The organism is Streptomyces sp. RK9 (assembly GCF_045070545.1).
In the GTDB taxonomy this organism is placed as follows: domain Bacteria; phylum Actinomycetota; class Actinomycetes; order Streptomycetales; family Streptomycetaceae; genus Streptomyces; species Streptomyces alboflavus.
Window position 1 is genome coordinate 512,380 of record NZ_CP173704.1, and the last position, 16,528, is coordinate 528,907.

12 protein-coding genes are annotated in these 16,528 nt (G+C 72.0%); 4 read left to right on the forward strand and 8 right to left on the reverse strand.

Annotation, left to right across the window (positions count from 1 at the left end):
* Positions 1-10: 10 nt before the first annotated feature.
* Positions 11-448, reverse strand: a complete 438-nt coding sequence (locus AB6L24_RS22365) for a MarR family winged helix-turn-helix transcriptional regulator (RefSeq protein ID WP_030361471.1) — start codon at positions 446-448, stop codon at positions 11-13.
* A 165-nt stretch (positions 449-613) separates the two neighbouring features.
* Here AB6L24_RS22365 and AB6L24_RS22370 point away from each other — a divergent pair, with 165 nt between their 5' ends.
* Positions 614-790, forward strand: a complete 177-nt coding sequence (locus tag AB6L24_RS22370) for a ribbon-helix-helix protein, CopG family (protein ID WP_078619340.1) — start codon at positions 614-616, stop codon at positions 788-790.
* A gap of 57 nt (positions 791-847) precedes the next feature.
* Here AB6L24_RS22370 and AB6L24_RS22375 read toward each other — a convergent pair whose 3' ends face one another.
* Complete coding sequence (locus AB6L24_RS22375; protein ID WP_380846768.1) at positions 848-2,293, reverse strand: NCS2 family permease; 1,446 nt, start codon at positions 2,291-2,293, stop codon at positions 848-850.
* Positions 2,294-2,519: 226 nt separating this feature from the next.
* On the opposite strand from AB6L24_RS22375, the gene AB6L24_RS22380 reads away from it, so the two are divergent.
* Together AB6L24_RS22380 and AB6L24_RS22385 are read left to right on the forward strand one after the other, a co-directional pair.
* Positions 2,520-2,813, forward strand: coding sequence for a DUF2530 domain-containing protein (locus tag AB6L24_RS22380; RefSeq protein ID WP_405657705.1), 294 nt, complete (start codon positions 2,520-2,522; stop codon positions 2,811-2,813).
* Positions 2,814-2,922: 109 nt separating this feature from the next.
* Positions 2,923-5,325, forward strand: a complete 2,403-nt coding sequence (locus AB6L24_RS22385) for an HAD-IC family P-type ATPase (protein ID WP_405657707.1) — start codon at positions 2,923-2,925, stop codon at positions 5,323-5,325.
* An 89-nt stretch (positions 5,326-5,414) separates the two neighbouring features.
* Here AB6L24_RS22385 and AB6L24_RS22390 read toward each other — a convergent pair whose 3' ends face one another.
* From AB6L24_RS22390 to AB6L24_RS22415, 6 genes are all read right to left on the reverse strand, one after another.
* The gene (locus AB6L24_RS22390) at positions 5,415-6,194 is read right to left on the reverse strand and encodes a calcium-binding protein (protein WP_405657709.1); all 780 of its coding nucleotides are present in this window, start codon (positions 6,192-6,194) and stop codon (positions 5,415-5,417) included.
* A gap of 170 nt (positions 6,195-6,364) precedes the next feature.
* Complete coding sequence (locus AB6L24_RS22395; protein ID WP_405657710.1) at positions 6,365-7,195, reverse strand: calcium-binding protein; 831 nt, start codon at positions 7,193-7,195, stop codon at positions 6,365-6,367.
* 79 nt (positions 7,196-7,274) lie between these two features.
* Positions 7,275-8,051 (reverse strand): DUF5707 domain-containing protein, encoded by a 777-nt coding sequence (locus tag AB6L24_RS22400; RefSeq protein WP_405657712.1) that lies wholly within the window; start codon positions 8,049-8,051, stop codon positions 7,275-7,277.
* A gap of 108 nt (positions 8,052-8,159) precedes the next feature.
* Positions 8,160-9,014 (reverse strand): calcium-binding protein, encoded by an 855-nt coding sequence (locus AB6L24_RS22405; RefSeq protein ID WP_405657714.1) that lies wholly within the window; start codon positions 9,012-9,014, stop codon positions 8,160-8,162.
* A gap of 169 nt (positions 9,015-9,183) precedes the next feature.
* A complete protein-coding gene (locus tag AB6L24_RS22410) occupies positions 9,184-12,468 on the reverse strand; it encodes a molecular chaperone Hsp90 (RefSeq protein WP_405663246.1) in 3,285 nt (1,094 codons plus the stop codon).
* A gap of 950 nt (positions 12,469-13,418) precedes the next feature.
* Entirely contained in the window at positions 13,419-14,357 is a 939-nt protein-coding gene (locus AB6L24_RS22415) for a DUF3027 domain-containing protein (protein ID WP_405657716.1), read from the reverse strand.
* A gap of 747 nt (positions 14,358-15,104) precedes the next feature.
* Here AB6L24_RS22415 and AB6L24_RS22420 point away from each other — a divergent pair.
* Positions 15,105-16,514 carry an MFS transporter gene (locus AB6L24_RS22420; protein WP_405657718.1) on the forward strand — a complete coding sequence of 470 codons (1,410 nt, stop codon included), beginning with the start codon at positions 15,105-15,107 and terminating at the stop codon, positions 16,512-16,514.
* Positions 16,515-16,528: the final 14 nt, after the last annotated feature.

Genomic DNA, 16,528 nt, shown 5'->3' on the forward strand with positions numbered 1-16,528 from the left:
TGGCGTCAGGTCAGAGGTGGGCCAGCTTCTCCAGGACCGGAGCGGCGGCGCGCAGCGCCTCCCACTCGTCCTCGTCGAGGTCGGCGGCGAGGTTCGCGAGCCACGCGTTCCGCTTGCGGCGGCTCTCCTCGAGCATGGCCTCGGCCTGCTCCGTCTGGGTCACCACCTTCTGGCGGCGGTCCTCCGGGTGCGGTTCGAGCCTGACCAGGCCCTTGGCCTCCAGGAGCGCGACGATGCGGGTCATCGACGGCGGCTGCACATGCTCCTTGCGGGCGAGCTCGCCCGGTGTGGCGCTGCCACAGCGGGCGAGGGTGCCGAGCACCGACATCTCGGTGGGGCTCAGCGACTCGTCGACCCTCTGGTGCTTGAGTCGACGGGAGAGGCGCATCACGGCGGAGCGCAGCGAGTTCACGGCGGCAGCGTTGTCACCATGGGAGAGGTCCGGCATGTTCTTTAGCGTAACTCATTACCCTAACTAAAGACCACTCGGTTACCGGCCGGGGAAGCCCGGGTTGCCCGTGATCTGGCACACAGAACCCTTTCGTCACCCAAATGAGTGAGCTGGATTCGGAAAGCCGGGCGTCCCCCACGCGAGGGCGGCAACGCTGTACGCATGGCATCGACAGTGCTCAGCCTGCGGATAGACGGCGATCTGCTCGACCGGATCCGGCAGCACGCCGCGAAAAGAGGAATGAGCGTCCAGGACTATGTGGCCCGGACGCTCATCCGTGATGACTTCGACGAGCGGTTCAAGTCGTCCGTCGAGGCGACGGAGAAGTTCTACGCCTAGGGGGCGCCCAGAGGCACCGCCGGGGCCCCCGCCCCCGGCCCGCGCCCCTTCGGGGTGCTACGTGAGACCGAGCGCCGGCATCAGGTAGTAGAAGGCGAACACGGCGGACACCGCATACATCGCGACCGGCACCTCACGGCCCCGCCCGGCCGCGAGCCGCAGGACGGTGAAGGCGATGAAGCCCATGCCGATGCCGTTCGTGATCGAGTACGTGAACGGCATCATCAGCATCGTCACGAACGCCGGGATCGCGATGGTGTAGTCGCTCCAGTCGATCGCGCCGATCGAGCCGGACAGGATCAGGAAGCCGACCGCGAGCAGCGCGGGCGTGGCCGCCTGCGAGGGCACCATCGTGGCGAGCGGCGTGAGGAACAGCGCCACGGCGAACAGACCGCCGGTGACGACGTTGGCGAGGCCGGTCCGCGCGCCCTCGCCGACGCCCGCCGTGGACTCCACGAAGCAGGTGGTGGCCGAAGCGGAGGAGGCGCCGCCCGCGGCGACCGCGATGCCGTCGACGAAGAGCACCTTGTTGATGCCGGGCATGTTGCCCTTGTCGTCGGTCAGGTGGGCCTCGTCGCCGATGCCCATGATCGTGCCCATCGCGTCGAAGAAGCACGAGAGCAGCACGGTGAAGACGAACAGCACGCCGGTGAGCACGCCGACCTTGTCGAAGCCGCCGAACAGGCTGATCTCGCCGACCAGGCCGAAGTCGGGGGTCGACACCGGGTTGCCGGGCCACTCCGGCGTCGTCAGACCCCAGGACGGCACGTCCGCGACCGCATGGATGATCATGGCCAGAACCGTCATGACGACGATGGACAGCAGGATCGCGCCCGGCACCTTCCGCACCAGGAGCGCCAGCGTGAGCAGCACGCCGAGGACGAAGACCAGGACCGGCCAGCCGTTCAGGTGACCGTCGCCGCCGAGCTGGAGCGGCACGGTGGTGTGCGCGGCGTCGGGGATGCGCGAGACGAAGCCCGCGTCGACGAGGCCGATCAGCATGATGAACAGGCCGATGCCGATCGCGATGCCCTTGCGCAGGCCGAGCGGCACGGCGCTCATCACGCGCTCCCGCAGGCCCGTGGCCACCAGGAGCATCACCACGAAGCCCGCGAGGACGACCATGCCCATGGCGTCCGGCCAGGACATCCGGGGCGCCAGCTGCAGGGCGACCACGGTGTTCACGCCGAGGCCCGCGGCGAGGGCGATCGGCACGTTGCCGATGACACCCATGAGCAGCGTGGTGAACGCGGCCGTGAGGACGGTGGCGGTGACCAGCTGCTTGTTGTCGAGCTGATGGCCGTACATGTCCTTGGCGCTGCCGAGGATGATCGGGTTGAGCACGATGATGTAGGCCATCGCGAAGAAGGTGGCGAAGCCGCCCCGTACTTCCCTGGCCAGGGTCGAGCCCCGCTCCGAGATCTTGAAGAAGCCGTCGAGCCCGCCCTGCGGGGAATTCGGGGGCTGCTTGGCGTCGACCGGAGCGCTGGCCGAGGGGGACATGCGGGACCTCATGACCTCTGTTGAACGGGATGTGCCGGGCTTGCGCGAGATGATGTCTTCGCTTGCGCGAGATTGTGTCTTCGTACGAAAGCAACTGGCCATTAAGAAGCCGTTTCAGTATGAATACATGAACGAGAAATGGCCATCTCCGCGCGTAGAGCCTTGTGGCACAAGGGGTGTGAGTGCGCGCCGGAGGCCGGAACCGGCCCCGACTAAGCTGGGGGCCATGGCGAAGTGGACATCCAAGCACGAGGCGCCGGAGCCCCTGGAGGGCCCGATCGTCGCCACCATCACCGGCGGCACGATCCTCTGGTTCGTCCTCTTCGTCGTGCAGATGCCGTTCTACGGCTGGTTCGACGACCGCGACCTCACCTGGTGGGTGTGGACCTGCCTCGCCGGCGGCGGCCTCGGCCTGATCGGCATCTGGTACGTCCGCTCGCGCGACGCGGCGATCAAGCGGGCGCGGGCGGCCGCGGAGACCGCCGAGCCGGTGCAGTCGGAGGACTCCGAGCCGGTGTAGTACGTCGGCAGTACGGCATACGACCTGAGGGCAAACCCCGTCCTACCGAGGTCGGATCTTTCCGGTACTCAAGGGGTGAACCCCCCACTCCCCCCGTACCGTCGTCTGCATGACGCATATCGACGCGGGCGCCGAGCTGGACCCGGTCCACCCGGTGGCGCCGCCGACGGCACGGGCCACCGGCCTCACGGCGGCCGAGGTCGCCGAGCGGGTCGCCCGCGGCGAGATCAACGACGTACCCGTCCGCAGCAGCCGGTCCACCACCGAGATCGTCCGCGCCAACGTGTTCACCCGCTTCAACGCCATCATCGGCGTGCTCTGGGTGATCATGCTGTTCGTGGCGCCGATCCAGGACAGCCTCTTCGGCTTCGTGATCGTCGCCAACACGGGCATCGGCATCATCCAGGAGCTGCGCGCCAAGAAGACCCTCGACGGGCTCGCCGTCATCGGCGAGGCCAAGCCGACGGTCCGGCGCGACGGCGTGGCCGCCGAGATCTCCACCTCCGAGATCGTCCTCGGCGACCTAGTCGAACTCGGCCCCGGCGACAAGATCGTGGTCGACGGCGAGACGGTCGAGGCCGACGGCCTCGAAGTCGACGAGTCCCTGCTCACCGGCGAGGCCGACCCGGTCCTGAAGAAGCCGGGCGACAAGATGATGTCGGGCTCGTTCGTGGTCGCCGGCGGCGGCGCCTTCACCGCCACGAAGGTGGGCCGCGAGGCGTACGCGGCGCAGCTCGCCGAGGAGGCCAGCCGCTTCACGCTCGTCCACTCCGAACTGCGCTCGGGCATCTCCACGATCCTCAAGTACGTGACGTGGCTGATGGTCCCGACCTCGATCGGCCTGATCATCTCCCAGCTCGTCGTCAAGGACGACAACTTCAAGGAGTCGATCGCCTACACCGTCGGCGGCATCGTCCCCATGATCCCCGAGGGCCTGGTCCTGCTGACCTCCGTGGCCTTCGCGATCGGCGTGATCCGCCTCGGCCGCAAGCAGTGCCTGGTGCAGGAACTCCCCGCCATCGAGGGCCTCGCGCGCGTCGACACCGTCTGCCTCGACAAGACGGGCACGCTCACCGAGGGCGGCATGGACGTCACCGAGCTGCGCCCCCTGAACGGCTCCGACGAGGCCTACGTACGCAAGGTCCTCGGCGCCCTCGGCGAGTCCGACCCGCGCCCCAACGCCTCCCTCCAGGCCATCATCGACGCCTACCCCGACAGCGACGAGTGGCGCTGCACGGAGTCGCTGCCCTTCTCCTCCGCCCGCAAGTACAGCGGCGCCAGCTTCAGCGAGGGCAACGGCGAGGACTCCACCTGGCTGCTCGGCGCCCCCGACGTGCTGCTGCCCACCGGCGACCCGACCCTCGACGAGATCGAGCACCTGAACCACCAGGGCCTGCGCGTGCTGCTCCTGGCCCGCGCCGCGGGCGACCTCGACGCCCCCGACATCGCGGCCGGCGCCCACGCCACCGCCCTCGTCGTCCTCGAACAGCGCCTGCGCCCCGACGCCGCCGACACCCTGCGGTACTTCGAGGAGCAGAACGTCCAGGCGAAGGTCATCTCCGGCGACAACGCGGTCTCCGTCAGCGCCGTCGCGGGCAAGCTCGGCCTGCCCGGCGCCGAGAACACCGTCGACGCCCGGCAGCTCCCCACCGACCAGGACCAGATGGCCGAGGCCCTCGACGCCAACTCCGTCTTCGGCCGCGTCACCCCGCAGCAGAAGCGGGACATGGTCGGGGCGCTCCAGTCCAAGGGCCACACGGTCGCCATGACCGGCGACGGCGTGAACGACGTCCTCGCCCTGAAGGACGCCGACATCGGCGTCTCGATGGGCTCGGGCTCCGAGGCGACGCGCGCGGTCGCGCAGATCGTCCTGCTGAACAACAGCTTCGCGACGCTGCCTTCCGTGGTCGCGGAGGGCCGCCGCGTCATCGGCAACATCACGCGCGTGGCGACCCTGTTCCTCGTGAAGACGGTCTACTCCGTCGTCATCGCGCTCCTGGTGGTCTGCTCCCAGGTGGAGTACCTCTTCCTGCCCCGCCACCTGACCCTGCTGTCCACCCTCACCATCGGCGTCCCCGCGTTCTTCCTCGCCCTGGCCCCCAACAAGGAGCGCGCGAAACCGCACTTCGTCCGCAGGGTCATGCGCTACGCCCTGCCGGGCGGCATCATCGCGGCGGTCGCCACCTTCGCCACGTACCTCCTGGCCCGCCACCACTACACCGGCGAGGGCGCCCGCGAGGCCGAGACCAGCGCGGCCACCCTCGCGCTCTTCCTCGTCTCCCTCTGGGTCCTCGCGATCATCGCCCGCCCCTACACGTGGTGGCGCATCGCCCTGGTCGCCGCCATGGGCCTCGGCTTCCTGCTCGTCCTCGTCATCCCCTGGCTCCAGGACTTCTTCGCCCTGAAGCTGGTCGGCACGACGATGCCGTGGGCGGCGGTCGCGATCGCGGCGGTCGCGGCGGCGGCGATCGAGTTCGCCTTCCGCTGGGTCGACCGCCGCTTCGCGGCCTAGCTCTGGCCCCTGGGCCTTGGGCGGTTCTTCCCCGCGGGCCGGTGGGGGCTTGTCGCGCAGTTCCCCGCGCCCCTTTTGGGGCGCGGGGCTCAGCGTACGTCGACGGAGTCCCCGGTCGACGTGACGGCCGGGGTGGTCGACGTCCCCGCGAAGACATAGCGGAAGGTGCCGTCGGCCGACGCCTTCACCGTCGTCTTCAGGTTGCCCTTCGTGCCGGACGTGACCGTCTTGACGGTCGTGTAGGACGCGGCGCCCTTCTTCTTGAACTGCAGCTTCACCGGCTGCTGGGTGTAACCCGCGTACTTCTTCGTGTCCCAGTTGGCGCGCGTCAGGGCACCGGCCACCGTGATGGCCTTGCCCTTCTTCACCGGCTCCGGGGAGGCGTTGACCGTCAGCTTCGCGGCGCGCTGGAGACGGACCTTCGTCGGGTACGAGTCGACGACGGTCATGTCGTCGTCCTCGGAGCGCGCGTAGGCGAAGACCTTCCAGTCGTCGGCCAGGGAGTTCTTCTTGAGGTTCTTCTTCGGGTCGGCGATGACGGTGCCCGTGCACGTGGCGGTCTTCGCGTTCCCCTCGACGCACGAAAGCCCCGAGGCCTGGTCGAGGACCAGCTGACCGTCCTTGTCGGCGAAGTTCGGGCCGTGCCACAGCGTGGCGGCGGCCACCTCGATCCCGGACGGGTCGGTCGCGGTGACCGAGACGGTGAACTTCTTGGCGGAGGTGCCGACCACCACGTCCTTGCCGCCGTTGACCACGACCTTGGTGATCTCGACGTCACCGTCGGCCTCGTCCGCGTGCGCGGCCGGGACGGCGAGGGCGGAGAGGGCGAGGGCGCCGGTCAGCGCGCCCACAGTGGCACGAATGCGCATGTGATTCCCCAACTGGAAAGCGGGGCCCCGCGAGCGTGGATCGGCACGCGGGGCCCCGGTGATCGAGGAGCCTGTTGGCTCGCACGATCAGACATGCGAAGGGCATCACTGGTTGTACGCAGCAGCTTCACCGACTACGCACAACTCGCGGTGGGTCAGGTGCTGTTGGATCAGCGGACGTCGATGGCGTCGCCCGCGGACGTGACGGCCGGGGTCGTGGACGTACCCGCGAAGACGTAACGGAAGGTGCCGTCGACCGACGCCTTCACCGTGGTCTTCAGCTCGCCCTTGCTGCCCGACTTCACGGTCTTGACCGTGGTGTAGGCGCTCGCGCCCTTCTTCTTGAACTGCAGCTGCACCGGCTGCTGCGTGTAGCCCGCGTACTTCTTCGTATCCCAGTTGGCGCGCGTCAGGGCACCGGCCACCGTGATGGCCTTGCCCTTCTTCACCGGCTCCGGGGACGCGTTGACCGTCAGCTTCGCGGCGCGCTGGAGGCGGATGCCGGGCTTGAGGGCCGTCTGGACCACGTAGTCGTCGTCGTTGCCGCCCGCTGCGGCGAGGAGCTTCCAGCCGCCGCCCGCCAGGTGGTTGCCGAGGCCGTTGTTCTCCAGGGACGCCTTCGGGTTCACCGTGATGGTGACCGTGCAGGTGGCCGTGGTCTCGTTCGCGTGCGTGCACTTCTCGTCGTCGACCGGGGTGAGCATGCCGTCGACGTAACGCTCGTTCAGCTTCTCGCCGTGCCACAGGAGGCCGCCGGCACCGGCGACACCCTTCGGGTCGGTCGCGGTGACGGCGATGGTGAACTTCTTCTTGGCCGTGGTGCCGACCACGAGGTCCTTGCCGCCGTTGACGACGAACTTCGTGATCTTGGTGTCGCCCTGCTGTGCGTCCTTCAGCGGGAAGCCGGGGTCGGCGAGCGGGGCGGCCTGGGCGCTCGGGGCGACGAAGGCGGAGAGGGCGAGGGCGCCGGAGACGGCGGCCACGGTGGCGCGGATGCGCATGGTGGTTCCTTGGGGATGTGGAGAGTCGACCGCTGCCGCGGGGCGCCGCGGCAGCGGAAGGTCAGCGGGAGCGCGAAGGTCAGCGGACGTCGATGGCGTCGTCCGCGGACGTGACGGCCGGGGTCGTGGACGTACCCGCGAAGACGTAACGGAAGGTGCCGTCGACCGACGCCTTCACCGTGGTCTTCAAGTTGCCCTTGCGGTCCGACTTCACGGTCTTGACCGTGGTGTAGGCGCTCGCGCCCTTCTTCTTGAACTGCAGCTGCACCGGCTGCTGGGTGTAACCCGCGTACTTCTTCGTGTCCCAGTTGGCGCGCGTCAGGGCACCGGCCACCGTGATGGCCTTGCCCTTCTTCACCGGCTCCGGGGAGGCGTTGACCGTCAGCTTCGCGGCGCGCTTGACGCCGACGGTCGTGTACGTCTCCTTGATGACGTGGTTCTCGGCGCGGCCGTTGGCCAGCAGACCGGCCATCACCTTCCAGCTGCCCGCGTTGCCGTTCCCGAGCTTGCGCGGGGTGGCCTTGAGGACGAGCTTGCACGTCCCGGTGGTGGCGTCGACCTTGGTGCACTTGGCCTCGTTCGCCGGGTCCACGATGCCCTTCAGGTGCCCCGGCTCGAACTTCGTGCCGCGCCACAGGATGGCCATGCCGTCCTTGATCCCCTTCGGGTCGGTGCCCGTGACGGTGACTGTGACCTTCTTGGCGGACGTGCCGACCACGATGTCCTTGCCGCCGTTCACGACGACCTTCGTGATCTTGGTGTCGCCCTTGACCGAGTCGGCCTGCGCGGCCGGGACGGCGAGGGCGGAGAGGGCGAGGGCGCCGGAGACGGCGACGACGGTGGCGCGGGTACGCATGATGTTCCTCGGGTGGTGCGGGCCCCGCGGCGCGCCGGGGTGGCGGCGCCGCGGGACGGGGGTGAACGGGAAGGCCGCTGGGGCCTGGAGGGAGCTGAAGGGCCGCGGTCAGCGGACGTCGATGGCGTCGCCCGCGGACGTCACGGCCGGGGTCGTCGACGTACCCGCGAAGACGTAACGGAAGGTGCCGTCGACCGACGCCTTCACCGTGGTCTTGAGGTTGCCCTTGCTGTCCGACTTCACCGTCTTCACGGTCGAGTAGGACGAGGCGCCCTTCTTCTTGAACTGGAGCTGCACCGGCTGCTGGGTGTAGCCCGCGTACTTCTTCGTGTCCCAGTTGGCGCGGGTCAGGGCACCGGCCACCGTGATGGTCTTGCCCTTCTTCACCGGCTCCGGGGAGGCGTTGACCGTCAGGCGGGAGGCGCGCTTGAGGCGGATGTCCGACTTGAGGTCGTCCATCGTGACCTGCTCTTCGTTCTTGTTGGTCACGGCCGCGAAGACGTTCCAGCGGACACCGGCGCCCACGTTGCGGAGCCGTGCCGGGTCCGCGGTGACGTTCACGGTGCAGGTCGTGGTGGTGTCGTCCACGTCGGCGCAGGTGGGGTTGTACTCCGCCTGGGTCGCCGGGGTGATGATCCCGGTCGGGGCGTCGGGGTCGTCGCCGAGCCAGAGGTAGCCGCTGGAGAGCTCGATCCCGGCCGGGTCGCTGGCCGTGATGGTGAGCGTGAACTTCTTCTTCGCGGACGTGCCGAGCGTGACGTCCTTGCCACCGTTGACGGTGACGTCGGTGACCTTGATGTCGCCCGCGACGGCACGCTGCGCGCCCACGGCCTCGGTGGCGTCGGCGACGGCGGCGGACGCCTTGGGGGCAACCGGCTCATCCCCCGCGTGGGCGGCCGGAACAGCGAGAGCGGACAGAGCCAGGGTGCCGGACACAGCGGCGACAGTGGCACGGATACGCATGTGTTTTCCCCAGGTGGAGAAGGGGGCCGCGCGGTGTTGAAGCCCGCTCGCGAGGTCCCGGTGATCTAGGAGTCTGATTGACTCGGCAGATCAGACCCACAACCCTGGCCAGAGGTTGTACGGGGGGTGAAGTTCGTGTTCCCGACCACCCCACCCCCTCACACCCCGGCTAGTCGAACCACCGGTCCCGGGCCAGCTCCTCCGTACGCGAAGGATCCTCGAGCAGCGCCGCCACCTCGAACCGCCGCGGCCACTGCCGTGCCGCCCACGCGAGACCCGCGGCCACGCCCTCCACGGTCGCCGCGTGCACGACCCCGTCGGAGGTGCGGCGCCACTCCAGGTCGACGCCGTCGGCCACCAGCTCCTCGTACTCCCGGTACGTCGCCGGGGTCGCAGGACCGAGCAGCACCCGCACGGACTCCGGCACCTCGTGCTCCACCCCGCCCTCCGGGTCGACCTCCGCCGCCACCCGCTCGCTCAGGCGCCGCACCTGGAACAGCTCGGCCAGGTCGGCCGCGCGGGACGGGGCGACCGGAAGCAGCGGCACGCCGGAGGCGAACGGCAGCAGGTCCGGCGCGTCGGCGACGACCGCGTCCGCCGCGTCGACGATCACGATCTCCCCCACCTCCCCGTCCGGGCCGCCGCCCAGGACCGCCCGCACCTCGTCGGGCAGCGTCACCTGCTCCGGGTCGAGGTCCGCGAGCGCCCCGTACAGCGCGTGCAGCTGCGCCGCGGAAACGGTCCGCTCCGGGTCCGCGAGCCGGTCGAGCAGCTCGGCCGCCCCGCCCGGCTCCGCGAGCAGCGAGGCGACCGACGTGCGCACGCCCAGCGCCCTGAGGACCTGCTCGTCGTCGAACCCGGACGCGTCGGCGTCGTCGTAGAGGCCGTCGAGCAGCGGGTCGCCGCCCGCCGCCCGCAGGCCCGCCGGGCGCCGGCCGCCGAGCACCGAGTGGCCTCGCAGCCACCACGCCGTGTACGACCGCACGCTCTCCGTCGTGCCGTCAGGGAGGAGCACCCGCACCGGCTGGGTCAGCGCGTCGCGCAGCGGCGGCCGGGAGAGCAGGGCGAGGGCCCGCGGCCAGGCGTCGTCGTCGACGAGGTCGAGGTCACGGACGGCGACGAGCTCCGTCGCGACCGGCGGCACCGGCGTGTCCGGCAGCCGGTCCAGGATGTCCTCGCACCACACGTCCACGGCGTCGAGCAGACCCGCGTCGTCGGGCTCGGCGAAGTCGCCGTCGCGGGGCTCCAGCTCATCGGGGTCCAGGACGACGTCGGTGGCCCGTACGAGCGCGAACGAGGCGAGCACCCCGCACGCGGCGAGCGGCTGCTCGCCCCACCGCTCCGCGAGGTCGGCGTCCACCCCGGCGAGTTCGCCCTCCCGCATGACGGCCTCGAACGCGCTGCCGGGCAGCACCAGCTCCCCGGCGGGCGCGAGCTCACCGTCCTCGTCGGGCAGCGCGAGCGCCCCGAGCCAGGGCTCGTCACCGGGCGCGAGATCCGCGTCCCGTACGAGGGTGAGGACCAGCTCGGCCAGCTCCTCGGCGTCCAGGGCCCCTTCGCCGCCGGGCCCGTCGCCGTCGCCGTACCAGCTGTCGTCGTCCAGGGACCCCGCGACGGCCGCCCGCACCTGCGGGGTCGTCAGGACCGCGCGGGGCGTGGCGGGCAGGGCGCCCAGCTTCTCCAGGAGCGGATGGGCGGCGTCGGCGTGCGCGACCTTCAGGCCGATCCTGGCCAGGGCCGCGGAGCCGCTCTCGTCGGCGGTGCTCGTGCCCGGCGCGGGCAGCAGGACCTGGCGGGGGCCGATGGTGGTGCGGCCGTCGGCGAGCGGCACCGGCAGGCCCGACAGCCGGTCGGGGTCGACCCCGACGAGGGTGTCGTACAGCCGCCGCCACCAGGACGGCTCCCGCTCAAGGCCGGCGAGCCGGTCGACGGCCTCGGTCAGCGGGACCCGGGCGACGCCGAGCGTCCGCAGCTCGCCGCGCCGCTCCAGGCCCGCGGGCAGCAGGCTCGGCAGGACCTCGGCGAGGACCCGCACGGTGTCGGCGCCCGCGCCCTCCACCACCTCCGCGTCGCGCGGCCGCAGCGTCTCGGGGACCTCGGTGGCCTCGGCGTCCAGCCACTCGTCACCGGCGGCGGCGCCGTCCGTCCGCGCGGGCGGCACGGCGGGCGGCAGGAACGCGGTGCGCGGCAGCCGGTCGAGCACGGCGCCCCGCAGCGCCCCGTCCAGCTCGCTCTGGCCGAGCGGCCCCGGCACCAGGCCGATGACGCCCTCGGCCACCGGCCGCCAGGAGGCGAGCAGTTCGGCGTACGCGTCCGCCGCGCGCTCCACCAGGAAGTCCGTGAGCGGGCCCGGCGCGGCGTGACGCCGGCTCGTGTCCAGCGGGAACGACGCGATGAGCAGGGCCGGTACGCCGAGGGGCTCGTCGCTGGGGGTGGGCGCGTGCACGACCGCGCTCGTCCGCGGCCGCTCCGGGGCGCCGTCCGGGCCCGCGGGCACGGCCCACGTCAGATGCCAGTACGGCCGCTGCCGCTCCTCGACGGGGCGGTCCGCGAGCAGTTCGGGGGCCAGCGTGCCCTGGCTGCTGACGGTACGCCAGCGGGTCGTGCCGTCACGGCTGTCCTCCACGACGGTGTACGGTCCGTCGGCCGCGCGGCGCATCGTGCGGACCGGGCCGCCCGGCACCGTGACCGTGACCTCCTCCAGACCCGGCAGGGCCAGCAGCAGCGCGTCGTCGACGCCCTCCAGGAGCCGGGCCACCAAGTCCTCGGCGGCGGCGTCCCGCAACGGCAGGATCACGACGGTGTCGTACCCCTCCGGAGCGGTGCCCTCCGCGGGCAGCGGCAGCCGCAGCAGCGGTACGTGGCCCTCCCTGCGCCGGATCTCGTCCCCGAGGCCCGGGCTGAACCTGGCCGTCTCGGCGGCCAGTTCCCTGGCCTCCGCGAGCGAGAACCGGACGCCTCCGGTGCGGCCGACGACGGCGGGGGCGTCGGAGACGGCGAGGACGGCGGCGAAGCCCACGCCGAAGCGGCCGGTCGTCCGCCTGGCGGCGGGGTCCTCTCCGGGCTCGCCCGCCCCGGTGGCCCGCGGTCCGTTCTGCCGGTCCAGGCGGTTGTCGCGGTCCTCCCGCTTCGCGGAGGCCCGCAGGGTGGACAGCGACTCGACGCCCGTCGCGTCCAGGGGGGCGCCCGTGTTCGCCGCGGCGAGGACTCCGTCCTGGAGGGTGAGGGCCAGACGGCCCGGTACGCCCGCGCGGGCGGCGGCGTCCGAGGCGTTCTGGGCCAGCTCCACGACCAGGCGGTCGCGGTAGCCGCCGAGGGCCATGTCCTCCTCGGCGTTCGCGTCCTCGCGGAACCGGGCCGGGCTCGCCGCCCAGGCCTCAAGGACTGAGCGGCGCAGGCGGGCGGTGCCGAACGGGTCGGTGCCCTCGTCGGCCGGCCGCACGGTCTTGCTCACGTGGTCGCTCTCCCTCTGCCTGCGGATACGGGCCTGGGGCCGCTGCTGGCTGTGGTCGTGGTGGTGGTCGTCGTCGGGGGGCGACGGTATCGCGTCCCGCTGGGGGGTGGACTTCGGGTGCGGCCCGGCGGTGGGTTGTCCGCCGCGCTGCGCGCGGCGTGCGTCCCACCCGCCCACCCGTTCACCCCGAACATTCCGCTCGGGAGCTTCGCGTGCGGGTCCGGTGGTCAGCTGTTCGCCGCGCTGCGCGCGACGTGTCTCCCACCCACCCACCCGTTACCCCCAACGTCGGCTTCTTGGGGCTTCGCGTGCGGGTCCGGTGGTCGGTTGCGCCGCGCTGCGCGCGACGTGCGTCCCACCCGCCCACCCGTTCACCCCGAACATTCCGTTCAGGAGCTTCGCGTGCGGCCCGGCGGTCGGTTTCCACCGCGCTGCGCGCGGCGGCGTGCCCGCCCGCCCACCCGTTGCTCGGCACCGGATCGTTCGGGTACGGACGCTCCTTGGGCAAGGGGCAGGCTCGGGGAGCACAGCGGACACGGCGGACACGGGGCACATCGGTACGGGGTGGGCGGGAGCGAGCATCACGCGGAGCGTGGCGGAGCAGGTGTCGCGCGCGGCGCGGCGCAACCGACCACCGGCCCGCACGCGAAGCCCCAGGAAGCCGCCTCTGGGGGCAACGGGTGGGCGGGTGGGAGACACGTCGCGCGCAGCGCGGCGCAACCGACCACCGGCCCGCACGCGAAGCCCCCGAGCCTTGACGTCAGGGGCGAACGGGTGGGCGGGTGGGAGCAAAGCGCCGCGCGCAGCGTGGCGTCACCACCCACCGGCCCGCACGCGAAGCCCCCGAGCGGAATGCTCCGGGCAAACGGGTGGGTGGGTGGGACGCAGCCGAGGCTCCGGGACGGGGCGCGGTACGACCGGGCGTACCGGAGTCCCAGGAACCGTAGAGGCTAGCTGTGGCCCAGGTCCTCGCCGACCCCGACCGGCAGCACCGACCCGGAATCCGGTGCGGGCCGCAACGGCAGCACGTCGACCTTGGTCTCGTCGAGCACGGGCGGAGCCGGCCGAGGCGGCTTCGGCATGACGGCGGCCTCGGAGTGCCCCCCGCACCCGTACGAGAGGGACACGACCCTCCCGTCGGCGGGCCCGAACTCATTGGCGCACACCCCGAACGCCTGTCCGAGCGACCCTCCGATCGGCACGAGGAACCCACAGCTGACGCAGGGCGCGGGCGCGGCCTGCGCCATCGCGGTCTTCGGGCCGTACGCCTCCTCCCAGCGGTCGGCCGCGGTGTGCAGCCCGTACCGGGAGAGGACGCGGGCGCGCCGCAGCCCCAGCTCGTCGGCGATCGCCGCGAGCGACCCGCGGGCGGGCGCGACGGTGAGGTCGGCGGGCGCCCCGGCGGTGACCTCGGCGTCCTCGGCCTCGACCCGCTCGGCCATGTCCGCGGACAGGACGGAGTTGGGCGGCGGCTCGTCCTCGCCGGAGTAACCGGGCTCGAGCCGCAGGTCCTCCGCGTCGGTGGGCAGCAGGTCGCCGGGACCCATGTCGCCGGGCCGAAGGCGCTCGCTCCAGGGCACCCACTCGGGGGCGAGGAGGGCGTCGGGTCCCGGCAGCAGGACGGTCTCGTCGAGGGTGACGACCTTCGCGCGGGAGGCACGGGCGACGGTCACCGCCCAGCGCCAGCCCCGGTAGCCCATTTCCTTGCACTCGAAGAGATGCGTGACGACGCGGTCGCCCTCGACGACCACCTCGACGTGCTCGCCGACGACACCCGGCGCGGCGGCCTCCTCGGCGGCGGCACGGGCCAGGCCGATCGCCTCGGCGCAGAGACGGTCGGGGGTACGCGGGGTGCGCTGGGTACGGCTTCGCGTTGTCGCTGCGCTCACAGGTATCGCTTCTCTCCTACGCCGTCTCACGAGTGCGCCACTCTTACGCGGCGGCACGGACGGAGCGGACCAGTGGGCCGCGTCGACGTCCGCGCCCGACGTCACCGGGCGCACCTACGCCATCCATTCTGCGGGATGGCCGGCAGGCGCGCGGCCGAGGACTGCTGCCGCAGGCGCGTTACGCACGCTACCTTCTCCTGGCCCCTGGGCCCACACCGGCGTACCGGGCGCCTGTCCGTGGGTGGGCTCCCGCGCCCCCGTTTTCGGGCCTGCGGCCCTCGTCCTCAAGCGCCGGACGGGCTCTCTCCCACCCACCCGCCCAAACTCGCACCGGCCTACCCGAAAGCCCGGCACCCTCAGCCCCGAAGGGGTCACCCTCGCATCGGCGCTCCGCGCCTCGTCCTCGCCGGACGGGCTTTCTCCCACCCACCCGCCCCCGCCATTACTGCGTCCAGGCAGTCGGCACCATCAAGCCCGCCCGCCGCGCGACACCTCTCCGGCCCGCTCCCGGCACCTTTCAGCCCGCCCCGGCCAAGTAGTTTCAGCCCGTCCGGCGTTTGAGGACGAGGCGCGAAGCGCCGATTCGGGGGAGGACCGTCCCACCCGCACGGGACACCCACCCCCGGGGTCCAGGGGCGCAGCCCCGGTTTCGGGAAAGGGGTGGGACTGGGGCGCCCCGCGAAGGCCGAGGCTGGTGCACGAGTGGTTATCCCGCTACTCCACCCCCGGACGGGGCACTATGACTGGGTGACTGGCGTCAGGTCGTCGTCTCAGAGAGCGGGCGCACCGGGTGCGACAACCCGGGCGGCCCGAGCGCTGGGCCGCGCCCTGCACCTGCCGTTCACCGGCACGGCGAAGGGCATCCGCAAGGCGACCCACGCCCACGGAGCGGGCGAGTCGGGCCTCGGCAAACTGATCGAGCTGCACGCGGTGAACGGCGCGGGCGACGTGATGATCACGATCGCCCTCGCCTCGACGGTGTTCTTCTCGGTGCCGACGGACGAGGCGAGGGGCCGCGTCGCCCTGTACCTGGCGATCACGATGGCCCCGTTCACCCTCCTCGCCCCGGTCATCGGCCCCCTCCTGGACCGCCTCCCGCACGGCCGCCGCGCGGCGATGGCGGGCGCGATGCTGGCGCGGGCGCTGCTCGCGCTGACGCTGTCGGGCGCGGTGGTGACGGGCGGCCTGGAGCTGTACCCGGCGGCGCTGGGCGTCCTGGTCGCGTCGAAGGCGTACGGCGTCGTGCGCAGCGCGGTCGTGCCACGCCTGCTGCCACCGGCGTTCTCCCTGGTGAAGGCGAACTCCCGGGTGACCCTGAGCGGCCTCCTCGCCACGGGCGTGGCGGCCCCGATCGGCGCGGGCCTGCAGGCGCTGGGGCCGCGCTGGCCGCTGTACGGGGCGTTCGTGCTGTTCATCGCGGGCACGGTCCTGTCGTTCACGCTGCCCCACAAGGTGGACTCGGCGAAGGGCGAGCGCAAGGCGCTGCTCGTCGCCGACGAGGAGCATCTGCACCTGGCCCGCGCCCGGGACCGCGAGGACAGCTCCCGCAGACGGCGCCTCGGGCTGCGTACCGTCGGCCCGTCCGTGACGCACGGCCTCGTCGTGAACGCCGCGCAGCGCGGCCTCTCGGGGTTCCTCATCTTCTTCCTCGCGTTCCTGCTGCGCGAGCATCCGCTGGCCGGGCAGAGCGCCGCGGTGTCCCTGGGCGTCGTGGGCGTGTCGGCGGGCGCGGGCAACGCGCTCGGCACGGCGGTCGGGGCGTGGCTGAAGGCCCGGGCGCCGGAGCTGATCATCGTGACGGTGGTGGCGGTGGTCCTGGGCGTGGCGGTGTGCGCGGCGGTCTTCGTCAGCCCGGTGGGCATCGCCGCACTCGCGGCGGTCGCGGGTTTCGCGCAGGCGCTGTCGAAGCTGTCGCTGGACGCGGTGATCCAGCGGGACGTACCGGAGGAGGTGCGGACGTCGGCGTTCGCGCGGTCCGAGACGTTGCTGCAGATGGCGTGGGTGGTCGGCGGCGGCATCGGCATCGCCCTTCCGCTCAACGGCACGCTGGGCCTGTGGGTCGCGGCGGGCATCATCGCGGTGGGCTGGGTGCCGACGGTGAAGGGGCTCCTCGCGGCGGCGCGCAGAGGCGGCGCGCGCCGCCCCCGGGTCGCCTGACCGGCACCGCGCCC

Bases quoted from the DNA above. Each gene is read 5' to 3' on its own strand.
- AB6L24_RS22365 (WP_030361471.1), bottom strand. From the start codon at position 448: ATGCCGGACCTCTCCCATGGTGACAACGCTGCCGCCGTGAACTCGCTG.
- AB6L24_RS22370 (WP_078619340.1), top strand. From the start codon at position 614: ATGGCATCGACAGTGCTCAGCCTGCGGATAGACGGCGATCTGCTCGAC.
- AB6L24_RS22375 (WP_380846768.1), bottom strand. From the start codon at position 2,293: ATGTCCCCCTCGGCCAGCGCTCCGGTCGACGCCAAGCAGCCCCCGAAT.
- AB6L24_RS22380 (WP_405657705.1), top strand. From the start codon at position 2,520: ATGGCGAAGTGGACATCCAAGCACGAGGCGCCGGAGCCCCTGGAGGGC.
- AB6L24_RS22385 (WP_405657707.1), top strand. From the start codon at position 2,923: ATGACGCATATCGACGCGGGCGCCGAGCTGGACCCGGTCCACCCGGTG.
- AB6L24_RS22390 (WP_405657709.1), bottom strand. From the start codon at position 6,194: ATGCGCATTCGTGCCACTGTGGGCGCGCTGACCGGCGCCCTCGCCCTC.
- AB6L24_RS22395 (WP_405657710.1), bottom strand. From the start codon at position 7,195: ATGCGCATCCGCGCCACCGTGGCCGCCGTCTCCGGCGCCCTCGCCCTC.
- AB6L24_RS22400 (WP_405657712.1), bottom strand. From the start codon at position 8,051: ATGCGTACCCGCGCCACCGTCGTCGCCGTCTCCGGCGCCCTCGCCCTC.
- AB6L24_RS22405 (WP_405657714.1), bottom strand. From the start codon at position 9,014: ATGCGTATCCGTGCCACTGTCGCCGCTGTGTCCGGCACCCTGGCTCTG.